Annotated in this window: 21 protein-coding genes; 18 read left to right on the top strand and 3 right to left on the bottom strand. The window is 58.8% G+C overall.

The window, feature by feature from the left end; translation table 11 throughout:
- Positions 1-2 precede the first annotated feature (2 nt).
- From lpxB to ispD, 10 genes are all read left to right on the top strand, one after another.
- Positions 3-1,130 (top strand): lipid-A-disaccharide synthase, encoded by a 1,128-nt coding sequence (lpxB, locus tag KGB14_RS03730; protein ID WP_223484146.1) that lies wholly within the window; start codon positions 3-5, stop codon positions 1,128-1,130.
- Positions 1,130-1,771 carry a ribonuclease HII gene (gene rnhB, locus KGB14_RS03725; RefSeq protein ID WP_223484145.1) on the top strand — a complete coding sequence of 214 codons (642 nt, stop codon included), beginning with the start codon at positions 1,130-1,132 and terminating at the stop codon, positions 1,769-1,771. The genes lpxB and rnhB overlap by 1 nt, the downstream gene beginning before the upstream one ends.
- Before the next feature lie 83 nt (positions 1,772-1,854).
- A complete protein-coding gene (gene dnaE, locus KGB14_RS03720; RefSeq protein ID WP_223484144.1) occupies positions 1,855-5,376 on the top strand; it encodes a DNA polymerase III subunit alpha in 3,522 nt (1,173 codons plus the stop codon).
- 150 nt (positions 5,377-5,526) lie between these two features.
- Complete coding sequence (locus tag KGB14_RS03715) at positions 5,527-6,474, top strand: acetyl-CoA carboxylase carboxyltransferase subunit alpha (protein WP_223484143.1); 948 nt, start codon at positions 5,527-5,529, stop codon at positions 6,472-6,474.
- Between the two features lie 150 nt (positions 6,475-6,624).
- Positions 6,625-7,953 (top strand): tRNA lysidine(34) synthetase TilS, encoded by a 1,329-nt coding sequence (gene tilS, locus KGB14_RS03710; protein WP_223484166.1) that lies wholly within the window; start codon positions 6,625-6,627, stop codon positions 7,951-7,953.
- A gap of 274 nt (positions 7,954-8,227) precedes the next feature.
- On the top strand, positions 8,228-9,859 hold the full coding sequence (locus tag KGB14_RS03705; protein WP_223484142.1) for a CTP synthase: 1,632 nt from the start codon (positions 8,228-8,230) through the stop codon (positions 9,857-9,859).
- Between the two features lie 5 nt (positions 9,860-9,864).
- Positions 9,865-10,710, top strand: a complete 846-nt coding sequence (gene kdsA / locus KGB14_RS03700) for a 3-deoxy-8-phosphooctulonate synthase (RefSeq protein WP_007970708.1) — start codon at positions 9,865-9,867, stop codon at positions 10,708-10,710.
- A 156-nt stretch (positions 10,711-10,866) separates the two neighbouring features.
- Positions 10,867-12,156 (top strand): phosphopyruvate hydratase, encoded by a 1,290-nt coding sequence (gene eno, locus KGB14_RS03695; protein WP_008072676.1) that lies wholly within the window; start codon positions 10,867-10,869, stop codon positions 12,154-12,156.
- Between the two features lie 172 nt (positions 12,157-12,328).
- Positions 12,329-12,607 carry a cell division protein FtsB gene (gene ftsB, locus KGB14_RS03690; RefSeq protein ID WP_192344221.1) on the top strand — a complete coding sequence of 93 codons (279 nt, stop codon included), beginning with the start codon at positions 12,329-12,331 and terminating at the stop codon, positions 12,605-12,607.
- Positions 12,604-13,311, top strand: a complete 708-nt coding sequence (gene ispD / locus KGB14_RS03685; RefSeq protein ID WP_223484141.1) for a 2-C-methyl-D-erythritol 4-phosphate cytidylyltransferase — start codon at positions 12,604-12,606, stop codon at positions 13,309-13,311. Before ftsB ends, ispD begins: the two co-directional genes overlap by 4 nt.
- Positions 13,312-13,410: 99 nt before the next feature.
- Here the strand turns inward: ispD and KGB14_RS03680 are convergent, their stop codons facing one another.
- The gene (locus tag KGB14_RS03680) at positions 13,411-14,307 is read right to left on the bottom strand and encodes a LysR substrate-binding domain-containing protein (RefSeq protein WP_223484140.1); all 897 of its coding nucleotides are present in this window, start codon (positions 14,305-14,307) and stop codon (positions 13,411-13,413) included.
- A 106-nt stretch (positions 14,308-14,413) separates the two neighbouring features.
- Between KGB14_RS03680 and KGB14_RS03675 the strand changes: the two genes are divergently transcribed.
- The 8 genes from KGB14_RS03675 to rpoS all read left to right on the top strand — a co-directional run bounded on the left by KGB14_RS03675 (position 14,414) and on the right by rpoS (position 21,559).
- Entirely contained in the window at positions 14,414-15,526 is a 1,113-nt protein-coding gene (locus KGB14_RS03675; protein ID WP_223484139.1) for an S-(hydroxymethyl)glutathione dehydrogenase/class III alcohol dehydrogenase, read from the top strand.
- Positions 15,527-15,534: 8 nt separating this feature from the next.
- Positions 15,535-16,380 (top strand): S-formylglutathione hydrolase, encoded by an 846-nt coding sequence (gene fghA, locus KGB14_RS03670; RefSeq protein ID WP_223484138.1) that lies wholly within the window; start codon positions 15,535-15,537, stop codon positions 16,378-16,380.
- 54 nt (positions 16,381-16,434) lie between these two features.
- A complete protein-coding gene (gene ispF / locus KGB14_RS03665) occupies positions 16,435-16,908 on the top strand; it encodes a 2-C-methyl-D-erythritol 2,4-cyclodiphosphate synthase (RefSeq protein ID WP_095054143.1) in 474 nt (157 codons plus the stop codon).
- A complete protein-coding gene (truD, locus tag KGB14_RS03660) occupies positions 16,905-17,963 on the top strand; it encodes a tRNA pseudouridine(13) synthase TruD (RefSeq protein ID WP_223484137.1) in 1,059 nt (352 codons plus the stop codon). The genes ispF and truD overlap by 4 nt, the downstream gene beginning before the upstream one ends.
- Complete coding sequence (gene surE / locus KGB14_RS03655) at positions 17,951-18,700, top strand: 5'/3'-nucleotidase SurE (RefSeq protein ID WP_223484136.1); 750 nt, start codon at positions 17,951-17,953, stop codon at positions 18,698-18,700. The genes truD and surE overlap by 13 nt, the downstream gene beginning before the upstream one ends.
- Positions 18,701-18,741: 41 nt before the next feature.
- Complete coding sequence (locus tag KGB14_RS03650) at positions 18,742-19,377, top strand: protein-L-isoaspartate(D-aspartate) O-methyltransferase (protein ID WP_172901226.1); 636 nt, start codon at positions 18,742-18,744, stop codon at positions 19,375-19,377.
- A 210-nt stretch (positions 19,378-19,587) separates the two neighbouring features.
- Positions 19,588-20,445 carry a peptidoglycan DD-metalloendopeptidase family protein gene (locus KGB14_RS03645; protein WP_223484135.1) on the top strand — a complete coding sequence of 286 codons (858 nt, stop codon included), beginning with the start codon at positions 19,588-19,590 and terminating at the stop codon, positions 20,443-20,445.
- Between the two features lie 106 nt (positions 20,446-20,551).
- Positions 20,552-21,559: an RNA polymerase sigma factor RpoS gene (gene rpoS / locus KGB14_RS03640; protein ID WP_223484134.1), complete on the top strand. Its 1,008-nt coding sequence runs from the start codon at positions 20,552-20,554 to the stop codon at positions 21,557-21,559.
- Positions 21,560-22,044: 485 nt separating this feature from the next.
- Here rpoS and fdxA read toward each other — a convergent pair whose 3' ends face one another.
- Positions 22,045-22,368, bottom strand: a complete 324-nt coding sequence (gene fdxA / locus KGB14_RS03635) for a ferredoxin FdxA (RefSeq protein WP_003222178.1) — start codon at positions 22,366-22,368, stop codon at positions 22,045-22,047.
- A gap of 142 nt (positions 22,369-22,510) precedes the next feature.
- Positions 22,511-25,090, bottom strand: a complete 2,580-nt coding sequence (gene mutS / locus KGB14_RS03630; protein WP_223484133.1) for a DNA mismatch repair protein MutS — start codon at positions 25,088-25,090, stop codon at positions 22,511-22,513.
- Positions 25,091-25,239 lie beyond the last annotated feature (149 nt).

Raw genomic sequence — 25,239 nt, 5'->3', positions numbered from 1 at the left:
TCATGGCCAATCTGCGTATTGCGCTGGTGGCGGGAGAGGCTTCCGGTGACATTCTGGGCGCGGGTCTCATGCGCGCGCTCAAGGCCCGGCATCCGGCAGTCGAGTTCATCGGTGTCGGCGGTCCGCTGATGCAAGCCGAAGGCTTGACGTCGTATTTCCCGATGGAACGCCTTTCTGTCATGGGTTTGGTGGAGGTGCTGGGTCGTTTGCGCGAGCTGTTGGCACGCCGCAAGAAACTGATCGCGGACCTGATCGCCGAGAAGCCGGACGTGTTCATCGGTATCGATGCCCCGGACTTCAACCTCAATATCGAACTCAAGCTGCGTCAGGCCGGTATCAAGACCGTGCATTACGTCAGCCCGTCAGTCTGGGCCTGGCGGCAGAAGCGGGTGCTGAAGATTCGCGAAGGTTGCGACCTGATGCTGACCCTGTTCCCGTTCGAAGCTAAATTCTATGAAGAGAAGGGCGTGCCGGTGCGGTTTGTCGGGCATTCCCTGGCCGATGCGATTCCGCTTGAGGCCGATCGCGCCGCCGCGCGAGCCGAGCTCGGTTTGCCGGACGGGCCGCTGGTCGCCCTGATGCCGGGCAGCCGGGGCGGTGAAGTCGGGCGCCTCGGCGCGCTGTTCCTCGACACAGCTCAGCGCTTGCGGGCCATGCGTCCTGGCGTGCGGTTCATCATGCCGTGCGCGAGCCCGGAGCGCCGGGCCCAGCTTGAAGAACTGCTGGCCGGTCGCGATCTGCCGCTGACATTGCTCGATGGCAAATCCCATCTGGCCCTGGCGGCCTGCGACGCGGTGTTGATCGCTTCGGGAACGGCTACGCTGGAAGCATTGCTGTACAAGCGGCCGATGGTGGTCGCTTATCGCCTGGCACCGCTGACGTTCTGGATTCTCAAACGGATGGTGAAGAGTCCCTACGTCTCGTTGCCGAATCTGCTGGCCCAGCGTTTGCTGGTGCCGGAGTTGTTGCAGGACGATGCGACGGTCGAAGCTTTGGCCCAAACCCTGTCGCCACTGATCGAAGGTGGCCAGGAGCAGACCCGAGGCTTTGACGAAATCCACCGAACCCTGCGCTTGGACGCCTCCAATCAGGCAGCGGACGCGGTACTGAACCTGATTGGCAGAGCATAATGAGCAAAGCAAGCAAACAGCTGGGCCTGGATTTTATGCTGGTCGATGAAGTTGTAGATCTGGTGGCGGGTGTTGATGAAGTCGGTCGCGGCCCGCTGTGTGGTGCCGTGGTGACGGCGGCGGTGATCCTCGACCCGAGCCGGCCGATTCTCGGCCTCAACGATTCGAAGAAACTCACCGAAGCCCGCCGTGAGGCGCTTTACGACGAAATCTGCGAAAAAGCCCTGAGCTGGTATGTCGCTCGCGCTGAAGTAGAAGAAATCGACGAGCTGAACATTCTTCACGCCACCATGCTGGCCATGCAGCGCGCGGTCGAGGGGCTGCACATCCAGCCGAAACTGGCGATGATCGACGGCAACCGTTGCCCGAAGCTCTCGATGCGCGCCGAAGCGGTGATCCAGGGCGATGGCAAGGTACCGGCCATTGCTGCCGCCTCGATTCTGGCCAAGGTCAGCCGTGATCGCGAAATGGCGGCGTTCGAACTGATTTATCCGGGTTACGGGATCGGAGGCCATAAGGGCTACCCGACACCCGTACATCTGGAAGCGCTGGCCCGCTTGGGGCCGACCCCCATTCATCGCCGCTCGTTCGCCCCGGTACGCTTGGCGTATGAAGCGCGGGAAAACCTGATCGAGAGTTAGTCGCAAGGCTGATGTTTTACTCAAGGCCCGGTACAATCCGGGCCTTGTTGTCTCCACGTTTCTAGTTTCTAGACAGGATCACTATGCCGGCTTCATTCGTTCATCTACGCCTGCACACTGAATATTCCCTGGTCGACGGTCTGGTGCGGATCAAACCGCTGGTCAAGACCCTGGTCGGCATGAACATGCCTGCCGTGGCGGTCACGGACCAGAACAACATGTGTTCCCTGGTCAAATTCTATAAAGCTGCCATGGGTGCGGGGATCAAGCCGATCTGCGGCGCCGACCTGTGGCTGTCGAACAAGGATCCGGACAACCCCTTGAGCCGGATCAGCCTGCTGGCGATGAATGCCGTGGGTTATCGCAACCTCACCGAACTGATCTCCCGCGGTTTCATCGATGGCCAGCGCAATGGCTCGATCATCATCGAGCGCGAGTGGGTGGCCGAAGCCAGCGAAGGCTTGATCATGCTGTCGGCGGCGAAAGAGGGTGAAATCGGTCTGGCCATGCTCAGCGGCAACCCGGACGAAGCCGAAACCCTGGCTCGCGAATGGATGACGGTGTTCCCGGATCGTTTCTATCTGGAAATCCAGCGCACCAATCGTCCCAATGACGAAGAGCAGCTACACGGCGCCGTGGCCCTGGCGGCGAAAATCGGCGCGCCGCTGGTGGCGACCAACGACGTGCGTTTCATCAAGCAGGAAGATTTCGAAGCTCACGAAACTCGCGTTTGTATCGGTGAGGGCCGTGCCCTCGACGATCCGCGGCGTTCGAAGAATTACAGCGATCAGCAATACCTTAAAAGTGCCGAGGAAATGGCCGAGCTGTTCAGCGACTTGCCCGAGGCGCTGGAAAATACCGTCGAAATCGCCAAGCGCTGCAACATCGAAGTGAAGCTGGGCAAGCACTTCCTGCCCAACTTCCCGATTCCCGACGGCATGACCATCGACGAGTATTTCCGCAAGGTTTCCTTCGATGGTCTGGAAGAGCGCCTTAGCGTACTGCTGCCCAAGGACACCACCGAAGACTACGAAGCCAAGCGTCAGGTCTATGTCGATCGGCTGAATTTCGAGCTGGATATCATCATCCAGATGGGCTTTCCCGGCTACTTCCTGATCGTGATGGACTTTATCCAGTGGGCCAAGAACAACGGCGTACCGGTTGGTCCTGGCCGTGGGTCGGGTGCCGGGTCGCTGGTCGCCTATGTGCAGAAGATCACTGACCTCGACCCACTGGAATATGACCTGCTGTTCGAACGTTTCCTTAACCCGGAACGGGTTTCCATGCCCGACTTCGACGTCGACTTCTGCATGGATGGCCGTGATCGGGTGATCGAATACGTGGCCGAGAAATACGGCCGTAACGCGGTTAGCCAGATCATCACCTTCGGTTCCATGGCGGCGAAAGCGGTGGTCCGTGACGTGGCGCGGGTGCAGGGCAAGTCCTATGGCCTGGCGGATCGTCTGTCGAAGATGATTCCGTTCGAAGTCGGCATGACCCTGGAAAAGGCCTACGAGCAGGAAGAAATCCTGCGCGACTTCATCAAGGTCGATGAAGAGGCTGCGGAAATCTGGGACATGGCGCGCAAGCTCGAAGGCGTTGTGCGTAACGTCGGCAAGCACGCCGGTGGTGTGGTAATCGCGCCGACCAAGCTGACCGACTTCTCGCCGATCTATTGCGACGAAGCGGGCGACGGCCTGGTAACCCAGTTCGACAAGGACGACGTCGAGGCTGCCGGTCTGGTGAAGTTCGACTTCCTCGGTCTGCGGACCCTGACGATCATCGACTGGGCGCTGAAAACCATCAACCGCGACCGCGCCAAGGTCAACGAACCGCCACTGGACATCGCGTTCATCCCGCTGGACGACAAACCGACTTATACGCTGCTGCAAAAAGCCGAGACCACTGCGGTGTTCCAGCTTGAGTCGCGCGGCATGAAAGAGCTGATCAAAAAGCTCAAGCCCGACTGCCTGGAAGACTTGATCGCACTGGTGGCCCTGTTCCGTCCGGGCCCGCTGCAATCGGGCATGGTGGACGACTTCATCAACCGTAAGCACGGTCGCGCGGAACTCGCGTACCCGCACTCGGATTACCAGTACGAAGGCCTCAAGCCCGTCCTGGCGCCGACTTACGGCATCATCCTGTATCAGGAACAGGTGATGCAGATTGCCCAGGTCATGGCCGGTTACACCCTCGGCGGCGCGGACATGCTGCGTCGAGCCATGGGTAAGAAAAAACCCGAAGAAATGGCCAAGCAGCGCGGCGGTTTCATTGAAGGTTGCGCCACCAACAATATCGACGCCGACCTGGCCGGTAACATCTTCGACCTGGTAGAAAAATTCGCCGGTTATGGCTTCAACAAATCCCACTCCGCCGCCTATGGCCTGGTGTCATACCAGACCGCGTGGCTGAAAGCCCACTACCCGGCGCCGTTCATGGCTGCGGTACTGTCGGCGGATATGCACAACACCGACAAGGTCGTGACCTTGATCGAAGAAGTGCGGACCATGAAGCTGCGCCTCGACGCACCGGACGTGAACACCTCCGAGTTCAAGTTTACGGTGAACGAAGAAGGCCGGATTATTTACGGGCTGGGCGCGATCAAGGGTGTGGGCGAAGGTCCGGTGGAAGCGATCACTGAAGCGCGTCAGGACGGTCCGTTCACGGATCTGTTCGATTTCTGCGCCCGTGTCGATCTCAAACGTATAAACAAGCGCACCCTGGACGGTTTGATCCGCAGCGGTGCGCTGGATCGTCTGGGGCCGTTTTTCCATGACGAACCGAAAGCTTATCAAGCCAACATCGACCAAAACCGCGCAGTGTTGCTGACGGCAATGGAAGGGGCGATCAAGGCCGCCGAACAAACCGCTCGCACCCACGACAGCGGCCACGCCGACCTGTTTGGCGGCCTGTTCGTCGAGGAGGACGCCGATGTCTACGCCAATCACCGCAAAGCTAAAGAACTGACCCTCAAGGAACGCCTGAAAGGGGAGAAAGATACCCTGGGCCTGTACCTCACCGGTCACCCGATCGACGAATACGAAGGCGAGATCCGTCGCTTCGCCCGTCAGCGCATCATCGACCTGAAGCCGGCTCGCGATACCCAGACGGTCGCGGGCATGATCATCGCCCTGCGAGTGATGAAGAACAAAAAGGGCGACAAGATGGGTTTCATCACCCTCGACGACCGCTCCGGGCGGATCGAAGCCTCGCTGTTCGCCGACGCCTTCCATTCTGCGCAGTCGCTGTTGCAGACCGACGCGATGGTGGTGGTCGAAGGCGAAGTCAGTAACGACGACTTCTCCGGCGGCCTGCGGTTGCGGGTCAAGCGGGTGATGAGCATGGAAGATGCGCGCACCAACCTGGCCGAAAGCCTGCGCCTGAAGTTGCAGACCAAGGATTTGAAAGGCGATCAGCTACGCTGGCTGGGTGAGTTGTTCAAGCGCCATCGCGGCGCGTGCCCGATCACCATGGAGTACACCAGCCCTGATGCGAAGGCCTTGTTGCAGTTCGGCGAGACCTGGCGGATCGACCCGGCGGATGCCTTGATTCAAGCCTTGCGTGACCAGTTCGGGCGAGACAACGTCTTCCTCCAATACCGTTGACGGTCAGGTGCCATTCTTTACCATTGGAACGCGCCTGATCCCGACCCGAATTTTTAATCTCGACCTGAACGCGCCTGTCCCTTAAGGTAGGGCGCGAATAGACAACCGGCCGGCCCAAGCTCTCTTGGACGCGACCCTAGACGGACGCCTATGAACCCGAATTTTCTAGATTTCGAACAGCCGATTGCCGACCTGCAAGCCAAGATCGAAGAGTTGCGCTTGGTCGGTAATGACAATTCGCTGAATATCGGCGATGAGATTTCCCGCCTGCAGGACAAGAGCAGCACGCTGACCGAAGACATCTTCGGCAAGCTGACCAGCTGGCAGATCGCTCGTCTGGCACGTCATCCGCGTCGCCCGTACACCCTGGATTACATCGAACACATCTTCACCGAGTTCGACGAACTGCACGGCGACCGTCATTTCTCCGACGACGCTGCCATCGTTGGTGGTATTGCCCGTCTGGACGACCAGCCGGTGATGATCATCGGCCACCAGAAGGGCCGCGAAGTGCGCGAGAAGGTTCGCCGCAACTTCGGCATGCCACGTCCGGAAGGCTACCGCAAGGCATGCCGTCTGATGGAAATGGCCGAGCGTTTCAAAATGCCGATCCTGACCTTCATCGACACCCCGGGTGCTTACCCTGGCATCGACGCCGAAGAGCGCAACCAGAGCGAAGCGATTGCCTGGAACCTGCGTGTCATGGCTCGCCTGAAAACCCCAATCATCGCCACCGTGATCGGTGAGGGTGGTTCCGGTGGTGCACTGGCGATCGGCGTCTGCGATCAGCTGAACATGCTGCAATACTCGACCTACGCGGTGATTTCGCCGGAAGGTTGCGCCTCGATTCTGTGGAAAACTTCCGAGAAGGCCCCGGATGCGGCTGAAGCCATGGGCATCACTGCCGAGCGTCTGAAGGGCCTGGGCATTGTCGATAAAGTGATCAGCGAGCCGTTGGGCGGCGCTCATCGTGATCCGGCTGCTGCGGCGGCTTCGATCCGTGCCGAGCTGAGCTCGCAATTGGCGATGCTGAAGAAGTTCGACAACGACGCGCTGTTGGCCCGTCGTTACGAGCGTCTGATGAGCTACGGTCTCTGATCTGACTGCTTGGGCAAACGACGCAAAACCAATGTGGGAGCGAGCCTGCTCGCGATTGCGGTATAACAATCAACAAATATGTTGAGTGTTAAGCAGCCTTCGCGAGCAGGCTCGCTCCCACAGTGGGTCTATGTGAAGCGACTGATGTCTATGAGCCCTAAGAAGATTGATCTGCCAGCCAAGCTTCTCCTGAATCTGGCTCTGTGGCGCAACGCTACAACCTGGCGCATCGCGTTCTCCGGTGGTCTCGACTCCACCGTCCTGGTGCACCTGCTCGCCCATCTCGCAAAAAACCAATCCCTGCCGGCACTGACTGCCATCCATGTCCACCACGGCCTCCAGGCTGCGGCTGATGCGTGGCCGGAACATTGCCAGTCGGTCTGTGATGCGTTGGGCGTGCCGCTAGAGGTCGTGCGTGTTCAGGTTGAGCCCGGCGCCAGCCTTGAGCGTGCGGCCCGGGATGCGCGTTATGGCGCCTTCATCGCGGCGACTCATGCTGGTGAAGTGTTGCTCACTGGCCAACACCGTGACGATCAGGCGGAAACCCTGTTGTTCCGGCTGATGCGTGGGGCAGGGGTGAGAGGCTTGTCGGGGATGCCGAGCGAGCGTCCTTTGGGCCGGGGGCATCTGCTGCGACCCTTGCTTGACGTCACTCGCGCCGAGCTTGAGGCCTACGCGACCGAATATCAGTTGAGCTGGATCGAAGATCCTTCGAACCAGGACCAACAGTTCTCGCGCAATTACCTGCGTCATCGAGTGTTCCCCGTGTTGATCCAACGCTGGCCACAAGCAATGGCGACCATGGCCCGCAGCGCTGCGCATCTGAGTGAAGCGCAGGGGCTGCTCGACGAATTGGCGCAAATCGATCTGGCCCACGCCACCACTGTCAGCGATTTCGATTGGCTGGGTTTGCCGTCGCTGGAGCTGGCACCACTGGAAAAACTGTCTGATGCGCGTCAGCGCAACGCCCTAAGTCATTGGCTCAAACCGCTGACGACTATGCCTGACAGTGACCATTGGTCGGGTTGGGAAAATTTGCGCGATGCGACCGCCGATGCGCGTCCGGTCTGGCGACTGGCGGCGGGTGAATTGCATCGCGCGGGTGGGCGTCTCTGGTGGCTCTCAGGAAGTTGGCTGCGCACTCCGTCATCCCCGCTGGATTGGGCTGATCCCTCGGTAGCGCTGGCTTTGCCGGATAACGGCGTACTCACACTCACCGGTCAGGTCCCCGATGGCCCGCTGAAAATCCGCTATCGTGAGGGCGGTGAGGTCATGAATTTTTCCGATCGCGGCCACCGTGACTTGAAGCGTTTACTCAACGAGATCGGTGTGCCGGGCTTCGTCCGTGGCAGATTGCCGCTGGTCTACAGAGGCCAGCAATTGCTGGCGGTGGCGAACCTGCGGGGACTAAATGGCGATGAGCAGGGTGGCTGGACTTTGCATTGGCAGCCGCAGATCGAAGATCAAGGTTTGAGCTGAAAGGGGCTTTCCGGTAGACTACGCTCCCTTCTTGATACAACTTCTGTGGATTCGCCTGAATCGCAGGAGTTGCCGATTACCAAGCAGTCTTTGCTGGGCGATTCCAAAAAATGTGTAGCGAGCAACCTTCCGGTGTTTCATCTACCGGTCTGTCCCAACGCGGCGGTTTTTTTGAAAGATGCACTGTGATTAATGCAGGTGATCGGGGGCTTCGGCCTTCCTTCGCTTTCCCCGGCGGCTCGGACCGCTTTAACGCAGACTTCTAGGGTTTTTCATGACGCGCTACATATTCGTCACGGGCGGTGTTGTTTCTTCATTGGGGAAAGGCATTGCCTCGGCTTCATTGGCGGCCATCCTGGAGGCGCGGGGACTTAAGGTCACCATGCTGAAGCTGGACCCGTACATCAACGTTGACCCGGGCACCATGAGCCCGTTCCAGCACGGTGAAGTGTTCGTCACCCACGACGGCGCCGAGACCGACCTGGACCTGGGCCACTACGAGCGGTTCATCCGCACGACCATGACCCAGAACAACAACTTCACCACTGGCCGTGTCTACGAACACGTCCTGCGCAAAGAGCGCCGTGGTGATTACCTGGGCGCAACCATTCAGGTGATCCCGCACATCACCGACGAAATCAAGCGCCGGATCATCAAGGGCGCCGGCGATGCCGACGTGGCCATGGTCGAGATCGGTGGCACCGTGGGTGACATCGAATCGCAACCGTTCCTCGAAGCGATCCGTCAATTGCGTTTCGAAGTCGGCGCCAAGCGCGCGATGCTGATGCACCTGACGCTGGTGCCGTACATCGCCACCGCCGGCGAAACCAAAACCAAGCCGACTCAGCACTCGGTCAAGGAACTGCGTTCCATTGGCCTGCAGCCAGACGTGCTGGTATGCCGCTCCGATCACCCGATCGACATCTCTTCGCGTCGCAAGATCGCGCAGTTCACCAACGTTGAAGAACGTGCTGTGATCGCGCTGGAAGACGCCGACACCATCTACAAGATCCCGGGCATTCTGCATTCCCAGGGCCTGGATGATTTCGTTGTCGAGCGTTTCGGCCTGCAATGCGACAGCGCCGATCTGTCCGAGTGGGAAGCCGTGGTCGATGCCAAGCTCAACCCTGAGCACGAAGTCACCATCGCCATGGTCGGCAAGTACATGGAACTGCTGGACGCCTACAAGTCGCTGATCGAAGCGATGAGTCACGCGGGCATCAGCAACCGCACCAAGGTCAACCTGCGCTACATCGATTCCGAAGACATCGAAAACCAGGGCACTGCGCTGCTGGAAGGTGTCGACGCGATTCTGGTGCCAGGCGGCTTCGGTCTGCGTGGCGTTGAAGGCAAGATCACTGCCGTTCAATACGCTCGCGAAAACAAGATTCCGTACCTGGGCATCTGCCTGGGCATGCAAGTGGCGGTGATCGAGTTCGCTCGTAACGTCATGGGCTGGAAAGACGCCAACTCCACCGAGTTCGATCGCACCAGCGGTCACCCGGTAGTGGGGCTGATCACCGAGTGGGAAGATGCCACCGGCGCGGTCGAAACCCGTACCGAAACGTCCGATCTGGGCGGCACCATGCGCCTTGGCGCTCAGGAATGCCTGCTTGAGGCAAGTTCCCTGGTGCACGATTGCTACGCCAAGGACGTGATCGTCGAGCGTCACCGTCATCGCTACGAAGTGAACAACAACCTGCTGCCGCAGATCATTGAGGCTGGCCTGAAAATCACCGGTCGCTCCGGTGATGGCGCGCTGGTTGAAGTGGTCGAAGCGCCGGATCATCCATGGTTCGTCGCTTGCCAGTTCCACCCTGAGTTCACCTCGACACCACGCGACGGTCACCCGTTGTTCAGCGGTTTCGTTAAAGCCGCTTTGGCTCAACACCAGAAGAAGGCGTAAACCTGATGGCGCAGAAGATCATCCGCGTAGGCGATATCGAGATTGCCAACGACAAGCCAATGGTTCTGTTCGGTGGCATGAACGTGCTGGAAAGCCGCGACATGGCGATGCAGGTCTGCGAAGAGTACGTAAAGGTGACCGAGAAACTCGGTATCCCTTACGTGTTCAAGGCCAGTTTCGACAAGGCGAACCGTTCTTCTGTGACCTCTTACCGTGGCCCCGGCCTGGAAGAGGGCATGCGGATTTTCCAGGACATCAAGCAGGCCTTCGGCGTGCCGGTCATCACCGACGTCCACGAGCCTGATCAGGCCGCGGTCGTGGCTGAAGTCTGCGACATCATCCAATTGCCGGCCTTCCTGTCGCGCCAGACCGACCTCGTGGTCGCGATGGCCAAGACCGGCGCGGTGATCAACATCAAGAAAGCCCAGTTCCTCGCGCCTCAGGAAATGAAACACATCCTGAACAAGTGCGTAGAAGCCGGTAACGATCAGTTGATCCTGTGCGAGCGTGGTTCGAGCTTCGGCTACAACAACCTGGTGGTCGACATGCTTGGCTTCGGCATCATGAAGCAGTTCGAATACCCGGTGTTCTTCGACGTGACCCATGCGCTGCAAATGCCTGGCGGTCGCTCCGATTCCGCTGGCGGTCGTCGTGCCCAGGTCACCGACCTGGCCAAGGCCGGCATGAGCCAGTCGCTGGCTGGTCTGTTCCTCGAAGCGCACCCGGACCCGGACAATGCCAAATGCGACGGCCCTTGTGCCTTGCGTCTGGACAAACTGGAACCCTTCCTGGCCCAGCTCAAAGCACTGGACGAACTGGTGAAGAGTTTTCCGACGGTAGAAACCGCGTAAACCTCATTTCTCCGGTAAAGTACCGCACGGTTTAAGGCTCAAGCCCTCGGGCTTGAGCCTTATCGTCCGCAAGCCTGCCCGCTGTCAGTCGCTTGCCGACGATAAAAGATTTCCATCAGCTGTGTCGTTTTCGTCAACTTTGGAGTGTTTACAACAATGGCAAAAATCGTCGACATCAAAGGTCGTGAAGTTCTCGACTCCCGTGGCAATCCCACTGTGGAAGCAGACGTGCTTCTCGATAACGGCATCATCGGCAGCGCTTGCGCGCCATCCGGTGCTTCCACTGGCTCGCGTGAAGCACTCGAGCTGCGTGATGGCGACAAGAGCCGTTACCTGGGCAAAGGTGTTCTGAAAGCTGTCGCCAACATCAACGGTCCGATCCGCGATCTGTTGCTGGGTACAGACCCAAGCGACCAGAAAGCGCTGGATCACGCGATGATCAAGCTCGACGGCACCGAAAACAAAGCGACCCTGGGCGCCAACGCGATCCTCGCCGTTTCCCTGGCCGCGGCCAAGGCAGCAGCACAGGACCAGGATCTGCCGCTGTACGCGCACATCGCCAACCTGAACGGCACTCCGGGTGTGTACTCGATGCCGGTTCCGATGATGAACATCATCAACGGTGGCGAGCACGCCGATAACAACGTCGACATCCAGGAATTCATGGTTCAGCCAGTAGGCGCCAAGTCTTTCTCGGAAGGTCTGCGCATGGGCACCGAGATTTTCCATCACCTCAAAGCCGTTCTGAAGGCTCGTGGCCTGAGCACTGCCGTCGGTGACGAAGGTGGTTTCGCACCGAACCTGGCCTCCAACGAAGACGCTTTGAAAGTGATCTCCGAAGCTGTCGCCAACGCCGGTTACAAGCTGGGCACCGATGTGACCCTGGCCCTGGACTGCGCGGCCAGCGAATTCTACGAAGATGGCAAGTACAACCTGTCCGGCGAAGGCCAGGTGTTCACCGCTGAAGGTTTCGCCGACTACCTGAAAGGTCTGACCGAGCGTTACCCGATCATCTCCATCGAAGACGGTCTGGACGAGTCCGACTGGGCTGGCTGGAAAATCCTCACCGACAAGATCGGCGAGAAGACCCAGCTGGTAGGCGACGACCTGTTCGTGACCAACACCAAGATCCTGAAAGAAGGCATCGATAAAAAGATCGCCAACTCGATCCTGATCAAGTTCAACCAGATCGGCACCCTGACCGAAACCCTGGAAGCCATCCAGATGGCCAAGGCTGCGGGTTACACCGCCGTGATCTCGCACCGCTCCGGCGAAACCGAAGATTCGACCATTGCCGACCTGGCTGTGGGCACTGCGGCTGGCCAGATCAAGACCGGCTCCCTGTGCCGTTCCGACCGCGTTTCCAAGTACAACCAACTGCTGCGTATCGAAGAGCAGTTGAATGGCAAAGCCAAGTACAACGGTCGCAGCGAATTCCGCGGCTAATTGCTACGTGGTAAAAAAGACACCGGATTGTGTCGAAAAAATCGCGACAGCGATGGATTTGCCACTAATCTGATGCCTTAAGAGCACAAGCCTGGTTCTTCCAGGCTTCGTGCTATCAGAAGCTTCAAAGTCTTGGCATGGCTGTCTTTTTTCACTGGATACCTGATATTCGATGCGCAGTCCCAATTGGTTGTTCCTCGTCTTGCTCTTGCTGCTGGCTGGCCTGCAGTACCGCCTGTGGGTGGGTAATGGCAGTCTGGCGCAAGTGGCCGAGCTGAAGCAGCAGATTGCGGATCAACACGCCGAGAACGAGTCTTTGCTGGAACGCAATCGGGTGATGGATGCCGAAGTCAGCGAATTGAAAAAAGGCATGGAGACCGTTGAAGAGCGGGCTCGTCATGAGTTGGGCATGGTCAAGGACGGTGAAACCCTTTACCAGTTGGCCCAATGAGCAAGTCGTTACCGGCCTTCTGGGCCGTGATTCCTGCCGCGGGCGTCGGTGCCCGTATGGCCGCGGACCGTCCCAAGCAATACTTGCAACTGGGCGGGCGCACTATTCTCGAACACAGCCTCGGCTGTTTCCTCGATCACCCGACCCTGAAGGGGTTGGTGGTCAGTCTTGCCATCGACGATCCTTATTGGCCGAACCTGGCGTGTGCTGCCGATCCGCGTATTCAGCGGGTTGAGGGTGGTGCCGAGCGTTCAGGCTCGGTGCTCAATGCATTGCTGCATCTGCATGCCCAAGGTGCTGACGATGAGGATTGGGTGTTGGTGCACGATGCTGCGCGGCCGAATCTGGCGCGTGATGATCTCGATAAACTGCTCAGTGAACTGGCCGACGATCCGGTAGGCGGTCTGTTGGCGGTGCCTGCGCGGGATACTCTCAAGCGGGTCGACAAACGCGGCCGTGTCGTCGAAACCGTGGACCGCAGTGTGATCTGGCAGGCTTACACGCCGCAGATGTTTCGTCTTGGCGCATTGCATCGGGCATTGGCGGACAGTTTGGTGGCGGATGTACTGATCACCGATGAAGCCTCGGCGATGGAGTGGGCAGGTCTGGCGCCGCGTTTGATCGAAGGTCGATCCGATAACATAAAAGTCACTCGCCCCGAAGACCTTGAATGGTTACGCCAGCGTTGGGCGAACCGCCGTTAAAAGATCGCAGCCTGCGGCAGCTCATTGATTGTGTGCACCACGGATTAACGGGTGTACTCGAGACCTGTAGGCGCTGGCGAAGGCTGCGATCTTTTGATCTTAAGCGCGATACTCTGGCCGTTCGGCCAACCCTTCCTTCAAGTAATCCACCAACTTGCGCACCTTCGGCGACAGATGCCGTTGCTGTGGGTAAAGTGCCCACACGGCGGTGTTCGGCGGTTGGTGGGTTTCCAGCAGTGAAATTAACGCGCCGCTTTTCAGGTGTTCCAGCACGTAGTAATCCGGCAACTGACACAACCCAACCCCTTGTAGCGCGGCATCCAGCACCGCTTGCCCACTGTTGCAGCGCCAGTTTCCCTGCACGCGCTGGGAAAATTCCCGCCCGTTCTGTTCCAGTTGCCAGATGTCCGAGCTGCCGATGAGGCAGTTATGACGGCTCAGTTCCGACAAACTATGTGGGCGACCGTACCGTTCCAGGTAGGACGGCGAGGCGCACAGGTACATGCGCCGTGGTGCCAGACGGGTGGCGACTAATCTTGAATCCTGCAGACGGCCGAGACGGATGGCCAGGTCCAGCCCTTCATGTACCAGATCGAGCGGGCGGTTGCTCAATTCGATGTCGACGCGCAGCTGTGGATACAGCCCCATGAAGCGAGTCACCAGTGGCACGATGAATCGTTCGCCGTAGGCCACGGCACAGGTCATGCGCAACATGCCCTTGGGCTCGCTGGTCAGGTCGCCGACAGCGCGCAAGGCTTCTTCGCGACCGTCCTGCAAACGCTGGCAATGTTGTAGAAAGGTTTGCCCGGCTTCGGTCAGCGTGACCCGACGGGTGCTGCGATAGAGCAAACGGGTTTGCAGGCGTTCTTCCAGTCGTACGATTTGGCGACTGATGTGGGAGGAAGACACGCCAAGGCGTTCAGCCGCAGCGGTGAATTGGCTGCATTCGGCCACGGCGACGAATTCATCGATGCCTTCCCAGCGGTTTTCGGACATCAGGATTATCCCTGTATGGCAATAATGTTTTGCTTTTGTCCTGATTATTCATCGTAAGCCGCTGTATTACACTCCTTGTCTTGTTTTTATTCACTGGAGAGTCAGCATGATCAAGTCGCGCGCCGCCGTTGCCTTCGAGGCCAAGAAACCCCTCGAGATCGTTGAAGTCGATGTCGCCATGCCCAAGGCTGGTGAAGTTCTGCTGCGCGTAGTCGCCTCCGGTGTCTGCCATACCGATGCCTACACCCTCTCGGGCGCGGATCCGGAAGGTATCTTCCCGTCGATCCTGGGTCACGAAGGTGGCGCAGTGGTCGAAGCGATCGGCGAGGGTGTGACCTCGGTCGCCGTCGGCGATCATGTGATCCCGCTGTACACCCCGGAATGCGGCAAGTGCAAATTCTGTCTGTCGGGCAAAACCAACCTCTGTCAGGCGATTCGTGCGACCCAGGGTAAAGGTCTGATGCCCGATGGCACTTCGCGTTTTTCCTACAAGGGCGAAACGATTTTCCATTACATGGGCACCTCGACTTTCTCCGAGTACACCGTGCTGCCGGAAATCTCCGTCGCCAAAATTCCTAAAGAAGCACCGCTGGGAAAAGTCTGCCTGCTGGGCTGTGGCGTCACCACCGGCATCGGCGCGGTAATCAACACCGCCAAGGTCAAGCCGGGTGACACCGTCGCCATCTTCGGCCTGGGCGGTATCGGCCTGTCGGCTGTGATCGGCGCGGTAAAAGCCAAGGCTGGCCGGATCATCGCCATCGACATCAACCCGGCCAAGTTCGAGATTGCCAAGCAATTGGGCGCTACCGATTGTGTAAACCCGAAAGACTTCGATCGTCCGATTCAGGAAGTGATCGTCGACATGACTGATGGCGGCGTCGACTTTTCCTTCGAGTGCATCGGCAACGTTCAGTTGATGCGTGCTGCACTTGAGTGCTGCCACAAAGGTTGGGGGGAGTCGGTGATCATCGGCGTGGCCGGCGCGGGTCAGGAAATCTCCACCCGTCCGTTCCAATTGGTGACCGGTCGCGTCTGGCGCGGTTCGGCGTTCGGTGGTGTGCGCGGGCGTACCGAGTTGCCAAGCTACGTTGAAATGGCCCAGAGCGGCGAGATCCCGCTGGATACCTTCATCACCCACACCATGGGCCTGGAAGATATCAACAAGGCATTCGACCTGATGCATGAAGGCAAAAGCATCCGTAGCGTCATCCATTTCTGAGGTCGGTCATGAACCTGGAAAATATCTCCTGTCAGAAAAGCTTCGGCGGCTGGCACAAGCGTTACCGGCACCGCTCCGACGTGCTCGGTTGCGACATGGTGTTTGCCGTGTACCTGCCGCCGCAAGCAGAGCAGGGCGGTAAACTGCCGGTGCTGTACTGGTTGTCCGGCCTGACCTGCACCGATGAGAACTTCATGCAAAAGGCCGGCGCCATGCGCATGGCCGCCGAGCTTGGGCTGATCATCGTCGCACCGGACACCAGCCCGCGCGGTCCTGATGTGCCGGGTGATCCGGAGGGCGCCTGGGACTTCGGTCTCGGTGCCGGATTTTATCTGAATGCCACGCAGGAACCGTGGTCCCGGCACTATCGGATGCATGACTATGTCGTGCAGGAATTGCCGGCATTGGTCGAAGCGCATTTCCCGGCGTCGGACAAACGTGGCATCAGCGGTCACTCCATGGGCGGCCATGGCGCGTTGGTCTGTGCATTGCGCAATCCAGGGCGTTATCAATCGGTGTCGGCGTTTTCGCCGATCAACAATCCGATGGATTGCCCTTGGGGCCAGAAAGCCTTTTCCCGTTACTTGGGAGAAGACCGTTCGAAGTGGCGCGAATGGGATGCCTGTGCATTGATAGCCGAGGCCGACGAGAAGCTGCCGTTGCTGATTGATCAAGGGGATCGCGATGATTTCCTCGCCACCCAGCTCAAGCCTGAAGCCCTGCAACAAGCCGCCAAACTGGCCGGTCATCCGTTGACGTTGCGTCTGCAACCGGGCTACGACCACAGCTATTTCTTCATCGCCAGCTTCATTGACGACCACTTGCAACATCATGGGCGTGCGCTAAGCGCCTAATGTCCGACAAAGCAGGTAGAATCACGCCCTGACAAAAATCGGGGCGTTTTTTTTATGCGTATTGGCCACGGCTACGATGTGCACCGTTTCGCTGAAGGCGATTTCATCACTCTGGGCGGCGTGCGGATTGCACACAGCTTCGGGCTGCTCGCCCATTCCGACGGTGATGTCCTGCTGCACGCCTTGAGCGATGCCTTGCTCGGCGCTGCCGCGCTGGGTGATATCGGCAAGCATTTTCCGGACACCGACCCGCAATTCAAGGGCGCCGACAGCCGTGTGCTGTTGCGTCACGTCGTCGCACTGATCCATGCCAAAGGCTGGAAAGTCGGCAACGTCGATAACACCATCGTCGCCCAGGCCCCGAAAATGGCCCCGCATATCGAATCGATGCGCGCGCTCATTGCCGCGGATCTTCAAGTTGAGTTGGATCAAGTGAATGTAAAAGCTACCACTACTGAAAAGCTTGGCTTTGTCGGTCGCGAAGAAGGCATTGCCGTGCACGCCGTTGCCTTGTTGTTGCGCGCATGAACGAGGCGCAATTGCTCGGCCCGCGAGCCTATGGTCAAGCCCTCGGCAGCGCGGTACTGAAAGCTACGGCGGAAGATTTTCAGGTCGATGAAGTCCTTGATATTCCCCTGAGTGGCGACGGCGAACACCTATGGATCTGGGTGGAAAAGCGTGGCCTGAATACCGAAGAAGCGGCGCGGCGCATCGCCAAGGCAGCGGGTGTGCCGTTGCGCACCGTCAGCTATGCCGGCCTCAAGGACCGTCAGGCGCTGACTCGCCAGTGGTTCAGCGTGCAACTGCCAGGCAAGGCCGATCCCGACCTGTCGGCGGCGGAAAACGACACGCTGAAAATCCTCAAGACCGGTCGGCATAAACGCAAGCTGCAACGCGGTGCCCATTCGGCCAATGGCTTCACCTTGCGTTTGACCCAGTTCAGCGGTGACAAGGCGGCGATCGAAGAGCGTCTGCAACTGATCGCCAAGCAAGGTATTCCCAATTATTTCGGCGCCCAGCGGTTCGGCTTTGACGGCGGCAACGTGGTCGACGCCCGTGCCTGGGCGGCGCGCAAGGCCCTGCCGGAGCAACGCAATGTGCGTTCGCGGCTGCTTTCCACTGCGCGCAGTTTTTTGTTCAATCAAGTGTTGGCGGCGCGCGTCGCCGATGGCACCTGGCAGCGCGCTCAGGTGGGCGATCTGCTGGCGTTCACCGACAGCCGCAGCTTCTTCCCGGCGGGTGAAGCCGAGTGCAGCGACCCGCGCTTGGCGATTCTCGACCTGCACCCGACCGGCCCGCAGTGGGGCGAAGGTGACTCGCCGGCGGCGGGCGCTGTCCATGAATTGGAACAGGCGATCGCCGCGCGCGAAGCGGATCTGCGCGATTGGTTGATTAACGCCGGAATGAGCCACGAACGTCGCATCCTGCGGCTGCCCATTGGCGGGTTGACGTGGCATTATCCCGAGCCTGACATTCTGCAACTGGAATTCGTCCTCCCGGCCGGATGCTTCGCCACCGTATTGGTGCGCGAACTCGTCGATCTGGTGCCGGTGGGGCAGACGGACAGCCCATGCGTATTCTGATTTCTAACGACGATGGGGTAGCCGCACCCGGTCTCGCCGCGCTTTATGCTGCGCTGGCGGATTACACCGAATGCGTGGTTATTGCCCCTGACCAGGACAAAAGCGGCGCCAGCAGTTCGCTGACGCTGGACCGTCCGTTGCACCCGCAAACTTTGGCCAACGGCTTTATCAGCCTCAACGGCACACCCACCGACTGCGTGCACCTGGGCCTCAACGGCTTGTTGGAGCTCGAGCCGGACATGGTGGTTTCCGGCATCAACCTGGGTGCGAACCTGGGGGATGACGTGCTGTATTCCGGTACTGTGGCGGCGGCTCTTGAGGGACGTTTCCTCGGGCGTCCTTCGTTTGCCTTTTCGTTCGTCTCACGGCAATTGGAGAACCTTCCCACAGCCGCCTATTTCGCGCGGAAACTGGTAGAGGCTCACGCGGACCTCGATCTGCCACCGCGCACGGTACTGAACGTGAACATCCCCAATCTGCCGCTTGAGCATATCCGCGGTATTCAGCTGACCCGCCTTGGCCATCGCGCCCGGGCCGCGGCACCGATGAAAGTGGTCGATCCGCGCGGCAAGCCCGGTTACTGGATCGCGGCGGCGGGGGATGCCGAAGATGGCGGCCCGGGCACCGACTTCCACGCAGTGATGCAAGGCTATGTTTCAATCACCCCGTTGCAACTGGATCGCACCTTTAATGATGCCTTCAGAAGTCTCGATGGCTGGCTGGAGGGGTTGCGCTAATGACTCGTGAGCAAGACGATATCCTGCGTCGCGGCATCGGGATGACCTCTCAACGGACCCGCGAACGCCTGATTCAGCGTCTTTATGAAGAGGGCGTGTCCAACGCCAAGGTGCTGGAAGTCATTCGTCGCACGCCGCGTCACTTGTTCGTCGATGAGGCGTTGGCCCACCGTGCCTATGAAGATACGGCGCTACCGATCGGGCACAACCAGACCATCTCCCAGCCTTATATGGTGGCGCGCATGAGCGAGCTGCTGCTGGAAGCCGGCCCTTTGGACAAGGTGATGGAAATCGGCACCGGTTCGGGTTACCAGACGGCGGTGCTGTCGCAGCTGGTCGAGCGGGTTTTTTCCGTGGAGCGTATCAAGGTTTTGCAGGACCGGGCCAAGGAGCGCCTGGTGGAACTGAACCTGCGCAACGTCGTGTTTCGCTGGGGCGATGGTTGGGAGGGCTGGCCGGCGCTGGCGCCGTACAACGGCATTATCGTCACTGCCGTGGCCACCGACGTGCCTCAGGCACTGCTCGATCAGTTGGCTCCGGGCGGGCGCCTGGTGATTCCGGTGGGCTCCGGTGAGGTTCAGCAATTGATGCTGATCATTCGTGAAGAACAGGGCTTTTCCAGACGTGTTTTGGGGGCGGTGCGCTTTGTGCCATTGCTCAACGGGCCGTTGGCCTGAGCATTTGTTTTAGCGTGATGAATTCTCTTCGATTGCCCGGGTCTTACAGCGGCATCGATCAGTTAAACGTAATTTATCGTCAGGCAGCAAACGTGAGCGCGAAGCTAATGCGCTTCATTAAAGGTAAAGCCTGTTCGGCCCGTTATACTTGCGACATTTCGTGCCGGAACACGGCAATCCACATTTCAGCCACCACAAAGGGAGCGGCGGGTGAGTCTCACAGTCATTGCGCAGCGAATGGGTATAACAAGCTTTCAGCGTCTGGTGACTGGTCTTGTCTTGAGTACCTTGCTGGTAGGGTGCTCCAGTACCAAATCGAATAGTGTGCGAGTGGTGGATCGTAACAATGCGGTCGCCCAGCGTCCGGTCGTGACCACGGGCCAGTATGTTGTTCGACCCAAGGACACGTTGTTCTCCATCGCTTTTCGCTACGGATGGGACTACAAAGCCCTCGCGGCACGGAACAACATTCCTACGCCTTACACGATTCATCCGGGTCAGACGATTCGCTTTGACGGTCGCACCGATTCAACGCCGACAGCGGTAGTGAGTTCGTCCAGTTCTTCGCCTTCGTCATCGAGTAAAACCACGGTAATCCGACGCCAGGCAAACGGCGCAACGACCAGTACAACGGTGCTTGCACCGTCCGTCGCCAGCAAGCCGGCACCCGCTCCACTGCCTCCTGCCGGCCCGGCCCCGACAGGCTGGGGATGGCCTTCTAATGGCACTCTTATCGGGAAATTCTCTTCAAACGGTAGTTTGAATAAAGGAATTGATATCGCCGGAGATTTGGGACAGCCTGTTTTAGCTGCGTCTGATGGGACGGTGGTATACGCCGGGAGTGGCTTAAGGGGCTACGGCGAATTAGTCATCATCAAACACAGCGATACCTACGTCAGTGCCTACGGACATAACCGCAGGCTGTTGGTTCGGGAGGGGCAGCAGGTCAAGGTCGGACAGACAATTGCCGAAATGGGGTCAACGGGTACAGACCGGGTGAAACTGCATTTTGAGATTCGCCGACAAGGTAAACCAGTAGATCCGCTGCAATTCCTGCCGCGTCGTTGATTTGTTAGCCAGCCTGTTCCGTCACGTAGAGGGAACAGGCTCCAGCGTTGCCAGGGATAAAGGCGCCGCTTGAGCTTGAGGTCGAACTCACCAAAGGACTATAACAATGGCTCTCAGTAAAGAAGTGCCGGAGTTTGACATCGACGATGAGGTTCTCCTGATGGAGACCGGCATCGCTATGGATTCGATGTCGAATGATGAAGGGGATGCACCACCTTCCGTTCGTGCCAAATCCAAACACTCCGCTTCGCTTAAGCAACACAAGTACATCGACTACACGCGGGCACTCGATGCCACGCAGCTGTACCTCAACGAAATCGGCTTTTCCCCATTGCTCTCCCCGGAAGAAGAAGTTCATTTTGCGCGCCTGTCGCAAAGTGGCGATCCGGCCGGGCGCAAGCGCATGATTGAAAGCAACCTGCGGCTGGTGGTGAAAATCGCCCGGCGTTACGTCAATCGTGGGCTGTCGCTGCTGGACCTGATCGAAGAGGGCAACCTCGGCCTGATCCGGGCAGTGGAAAAGTTCGATCCCGAACGAGGCTTCCGCTTTTCGACCTACGCCACCTGGTGGATTCGTCAGACCATCGAGCGCGCGATCATGAATCAGACCCGGACCATCCGGTTGCCGATCCATGTGGTCAAAGAGCTCAACGTGTACTTGCGGGCTGCACGGGAGCTGACTCAAAAGCTCGATCACGAACCCTCACCCGAAGAAATCGCCAACCTGCTGGAGAAACCGGTAGGAGAGGTCAAGCGCATGCTCGGCCTGAACGAGCGGGTTTCTTCGGTCGACGTCTCGCTGGGTCCGGATTCGGATAAAACCCTGCTGGACACCCTGACCGACGATCGCCCGACCGATCCATGCGAACTGTTGCAGGACGACGACCTGTCACAGAGCATCGATCAGTGGCTCTCGGAGCTGACCGACAAGCAACGCGAGGTGGTCGTACGCCGCTTCGGCTTGCGAGGTCACGAGAGCAGCACACTTGAAGACGTCGGCCTGGAAATAGGCTTGACCCGGGAGCGGGTCAGGCAAATTCAGGTTGAAGGTCTCAAGCGTCTTCGGGAGATTCTCGAGAAAAATGGCCTGTCGAGCGAGTCGCTATTCCAATAGGAAACTTGTTCAACCGGTTGCAAAGAGCCTCGACTTGTTCGGGGCTTTTTGTTGCCGGCAATATGAAAGGTGCGTTGTTTTCAGCGTCACCTCAAGTTTGTAGTCTTGCGTTGTAAGTCTTTGCTTACTCTTTCGTAAGTGTTCGTTATTTTTACACCCTGGCACTCGTCGATTCACAGCGTGATATTTTTATATCTAGTTGATTTGCATGGTTATTTTTTTAGATTAACAGTATGTGACAAGCATTTTTAGCGACCGTGGCCGATTGCTCTTGGTGGGGAATTCTCTAGTATCTGAATTGTGTCGACGGACAGACACACCCTTCAGGGATTGAAGGAGACGGACATCGCAGGAAGCGATTCATCAGGACGATGAAAAGGAACACAAGGAATAGGGAAAAAATGTGGGCGGGTCATACCGCCCCTTTTTTTGCCTGCAGAAAAGCAAAAAGGCCCGCAAGGGGCCTTTTCGAGAACGCGGGATAATCAGCGTTCGAGGTCTTTGATCTTGCCTTTGACGCCATCCCACTCTTCGGCGTCGGGCAACGATTCTTTCTTCTCGGTAATGTTCGGCCAGATTTCAGCCAGCTCAACGTTCAGCTGAATGAATTCCTGCATATCTTCCGGAACTTCATCTTCGGAGAAGATGGCCACGGCAGGGCATTCGGGTTCGCACAGTGCGCAGTCGATGCACTCATCCGGGTGAATCACCAGGAAGTTCGGGCCTTCGTAAAAGCAGTCCACCGGACAGACTTCTACGCAGTCGGTGTACTTGCACTTGATGCAGTTGTCGGTGACGACGAAGGTCATTTCTAATTCTCTCCTCAGGCGGCGGCAGCGGAGCCCCTTCAGGATGGGGTCGCCAGGTTCGGGAGCGATAATCTGCAGGCCAGGCTATTAGCCTGCAGCATCCCAAACCGCGCGAGATTCTAACAGCTTGCAGGCAAGTGCGTTAGATCCGTGTCTTTAATGTATAGAGCATTTCCATAGCCCTGCGCGGTGTCAGGTCATCCAGGTCGAGCTTGGCCAGTTCATCCAGCACCGGGTGCGGCAGGCTGGCGAACATGTCGCTCTGCTGCGGCGCGGCCGGTTTGCCTTTGGCCGGCTTCGGAACCTCATGAGGCAGGGCTGTGGATTCCAGTCGGCTCAAGTGTTCACGAGCGCGCACGATCACTTCACTCGGCACACCGGCCAGCTGCGCAACCGCCAGGCCATAGCTCTGGCTGGCAGGCCCAGGCAATACGTGGTGCAGGAACACGATGCGTTCGTTGTGCTCGGTGGCATTGAGGTGCACGTTGGCCACCAGCGGCTGGGCTTCCGGCAGCACCGTCAGCTCGAAATAGTGGGTGGCGAACAAGGTGTAGGCCCGCAACTGCGCCAAACGTTCTGCCGCGGCCCAGGCCAGGGACAGACCGTCGAAGGTGCTGGTGCCGCGACCGACTTCATCCATCAGCACCAGGCTGCGTTCGGTGGCGTTGTGCAGGATGTTCGCGGTTTCGCTCATTTCGACCATGAAGGTCGAGCGCCCGCCCGCCAAGTCATCGCTGGAACCGATCCGGGTGAAGATCCGATCCACCAAAGACAATTCGCAACTGGCCGCCGGCACGAAACTGCCGATGTGCGCCAGCAGTACGATCAATGCGGTCTGACGCATGTAGGTGGATTTACCGCCCATGTTCGGACCGGTGATCACCAGCATGCGGGTGTTATCGTCGAGGCTCAGGTCGTTGGCCACGAACGGCGTGGTGAGTACTTGCTCGACTACCGGGTGACGCCCCTGGCTGATGCGCATGCACGGCTCGCTGACGAAGCGCGGGCAGTTCAGGTCCAGATTCAACGCTCGCTCGGCGAGGTTGCTCAACACGTCCAGCTCGGCCAGTGCGGCCGCGGTGTCCTGTAACGGTGGCAATTGTGCGATCAGGTCTTCGAGCAGCGCTTCGTAGAGCATTTTCTCGCGAGCCAGGGCACGGCTCTTGGCCGACAGCGCTTTGTCTTCGAAGGCTTTCAGTTCCGGCGTAATGAAGCGCTCGGCACCTTTGAGCGTTTGCCGGCGAATATAGTCCGCCGGCGCCGATTCGGCCTGCTTGCTCGGCAATTCGATGAAGTAACCGTGAATCCGGTTGTAGCCGACCTTCAGGTGCGACAGGCCGGTGCGGGCTTTCTCACGGGCTTCGAGATCGATCAGGAACTGCCCGGCGTTCTCGCTGAGCGATTGCAGTTCGTCGAGTTCGCTGTCGTAACCGGTTTTCAACACGCCGCCGTCACGGATGACGGCGGGCGGGTTGTCGATAATGGCTTTTTCCAGCAATGCCGCCAGTTCAGGATAGGTGCTGGTGGTCGTCGCCAGTTGAACGATGTGCGGGGCTTCGAGCTCGGCCATCGCCACTTGTAACGCTGGCAATGCACCGAGGGCGTCGCGCAGACGCGCCAGGTCACGAGGACGGGCATTACGCAGGCCGATCCGCGCCAGAATCCGCTCGATGTCACCGATTTCCTTGAGCTGCGGTTGCAGCCTTTCGAAGTGGTAACCGTCGAGCAGGCAGGTAATCGAAGTCTGACGCGCCAGCAACACGGTCAAATCCCGCAGCGGACGGTTCAGCCAGCGGGTCAGCAGACGGCTGCCCATGGCGGTCTGGCAGCGGTCGACCACCGATTGCAAAGTGTTGTCGCGACCACCGGCCAGGTTGGTGTCCAGTTCCAGGTTGCGACGGCTCGCGCCGTCCAGCACCACGGTGTCGTCCAGGCGCTCATGGCGCAGGCTGCGCAAGTGCGGCAGGGCGGTGCGCTGGGTTTCCTTGGCGTAGCTGAGCAGGCAACCGGCAGCGCCGATGGCCAGGGTCAGGTTCTCGCAGCCGAAACCTTTCAGGTCCTGGGTGGAAAACTGCTGGCAAAGACTTTTCAGCGCCGAATCACGCTCGAAATCCCACGGCGCACGGCGACGAACCCCACGACGTTTCTCCGCCGGCAGGTCTTTCGGCCAGTCGTCCGGGATCATCAGCTCTACCGGATTGACCCGCTCCAGTTCCGCCAGCAGGTTTTCCCAGCCCTTGATCTCCAACACGGTGAAGTTGCCGCTGGTGATGTCCAGCACCGCCAGACCAAACAGACGCTCGTCACCCAGCACTGCGGCAATCAAGTTGTCCCGACGCTCATCCAGCAGCGCTTCATCGCTGACGGTGCCGGGGGTGATGATCCGCACCACCTGACGATCCACCGGGCCTTTGCTGGTAGCCGGGTCGCCGACCTGCTCACAAATCACCACCGACTCGCCGAGCTTCACCAGTTTCGCCAGGTAACCTTCCGCGGCGTGGTAAGGAATCCCACACATCGGAATCGCCTGGCCCGCCGATTGCCCACGAGCTGTCAGGGTGATGTCCAGCAACTTGGCGGCCTTCTTCGCGTCTTCATAGAAGATTTCGTAGAAGTCGCCCATGCGATAGAACATCAGCTGATCAGGGTGCTGGTTCTTCAGGCGCCAGTATTGCTGCATCATCGGCGTGTGGGAGGACAGATCGGAGAGCGCTTTATTCATCGGATATAGGCAAATTCGTTGAAAGGTGTAGGGCAAAGGAGGGGCATTGGCCCGGCTTTTCCGCGATGGGCGCAAGGTTAACATGAGCAGTCCGACCTACGCAGGCATGAAAGCCCCGCGGTACATTTCTGCTGGCTATGCACGATCTA

The organism is Pseudomonas sp. A-RE-19 (genome assembly GCF_019956555.1).
Taxonomy (GTDB): domain Bacteria; phylum Pseudomonadota; class Gammaproteobacteria; order Pseudomonadales; family Pseudomonadaceae; genus Aquipseudomonas.
The sequence above is the reverse complement of the archived record's forward strand: the minus strand, read 5'-3'. Positions and strand labels throughout refer to the sequence as shown.

What these genes read in the sequence shown, in the direction of transcription:
- lpxB (WP_223484146.1), top strand. Translation starts at nt 3, where the DNA reads ATGGCCAATCTGCGTATTGCGCTGGTGGCGGGAGAGGCTTCCGGTGAC.
- rnhB (WP_223484145.1), top strand. Translation starts at nt 1,130, where the DNA reads ATGAGCAAAGCAAGCAAACAGCTGGGCCTGGATTTTATGCTGGTCGAT.
- dnaE (WP_223484144.1), top strand. Translation starts at nt 1,855, where the DNA reads ATGCCGGCTTCATTCGTTCATCTACGCCTGCACACTGAATATTCCCTG.
- KGB14_RS03715 (WP_223484143.1), top strand. Translation starts at nt 5,527, where the DNA reads ATGAACCCGAATTTTCTAGATTTCGAACAGCCGATTGCCGACCTGCAA.
- tilS (WP_223484166.1), top strand. Translation starts at nt 6,625, where the DNA reads ATGAGCCCTAAGAAGATTGATCTGCCAGCCAAGCTTCTCCTGAATCTG.
- KGB14_RS03705 (WP_223484142.1), top strand. Translation starts at nt 8,228, where the DNA reads ATGACGCGCTACATATTCGTCACGGGCGGTGTTGTTTCTTCATTGGGG.
- kdsA (WP_007970708.1), top strand. Translation starts at nt 9,865, where the DNA reads ATGGCGCAGAAGATCATCCGCGTAGGCGATATCGAGATTGCCAACGAC.
- eno (WP_008072676.1), top strand. Translation starts at nt 10,867, where the DNA reads ATGGCAAAAATCGTCGACATCAAAGGTCGTGAAGTTCTCGACTCCCGT.
- ftsB (WP_192344221.1), top strand. Translation starts at nt 12,329, where the DNA reads ATGCGCAGTCCCAATTGGTTGTTCCTCGTCTTGCTCTTGCTGCTGGCT.
- ispD (WP_223484141.1), top strand. Translation starts at nt 12,604, where the DNA reads ATGAGCAAGTCGTTACCGGCCTTCTGGGCCGTGATTCCTGCCGCGGGC.
- KGB14_RS03680 (WP_223484140.1), bottom strand. Translation starts at nt 14,307, where the DNA reads ATGTCCGAAAACCGCTGGGAAGGCATCGATGAATTCGTCGCCGTGGCC.
- KGB14_RS03675 (WP_223484139.1), top strand. Translation starts at nt 14,414, where the DNA reads ATGATCAAGTCGCGCGCCGCCGTTGCCTTCGAGGCCAAGAAACCCCTC.
- fghA (WP_223484138.1), top strand. Translation starts at nt 15,535, where the DNA reads ATGAACCTGGAAAATATCTCCTGTCAGAAAAGCTTCGGCGGCTGGCAC.
- ispF (WP_095054143.1), top strand. Translation starts at nt 16,435, where the DNA reads ATGCGTATTGGCCACGGCTACGATGTGCACCGTTTCGCTGAAGGCGAT.
- truD (WP_223484137.1), top strand. Translation starts at nt 16,905, where the DNA reads ATGAACGAGGCGCAATTGCTCGGCCCGCGAGCCTATGGTCAAGCCCTC.
- surE (WP_223484136.1), top strand. Translation starts at nt 17,951, where the DNA reads ATGCGTATTCTGATTTCTAACGACGATGGGGTAGCCGCACCCGGTCTC.
- KGB14_RS03650 (WP_172901226.1), top strand. Translation starts at nt 18,742, where the DNA reads ATGACCTCTCAACGGACCCGCGAACGCCTGATTCAGCGTCTTTATGAA.
- rpoS (WP_223484134.1), top strand. Translation starts at nt 20,552, where the DNA reads ATGGCTCTCAGTAAAGAAGTGCCGGAGTTTGACATCGACGATGAGGTT.
- fdxA (WP_003222178.1), bottom strand. Translation starts at nt 22,368, where the DNA reads ATGACCTTCGTCGTCACCGACAACTGCATCAAGTGCAAGTACACCGAC.
- mutS (WP_223484133.1), bottom strand. Translation starts at nt 25,090, where the DNA reads ATGAATAAAGCGCTCTCCGATCTGTCCTCCCACACGCCGATGATGCAG.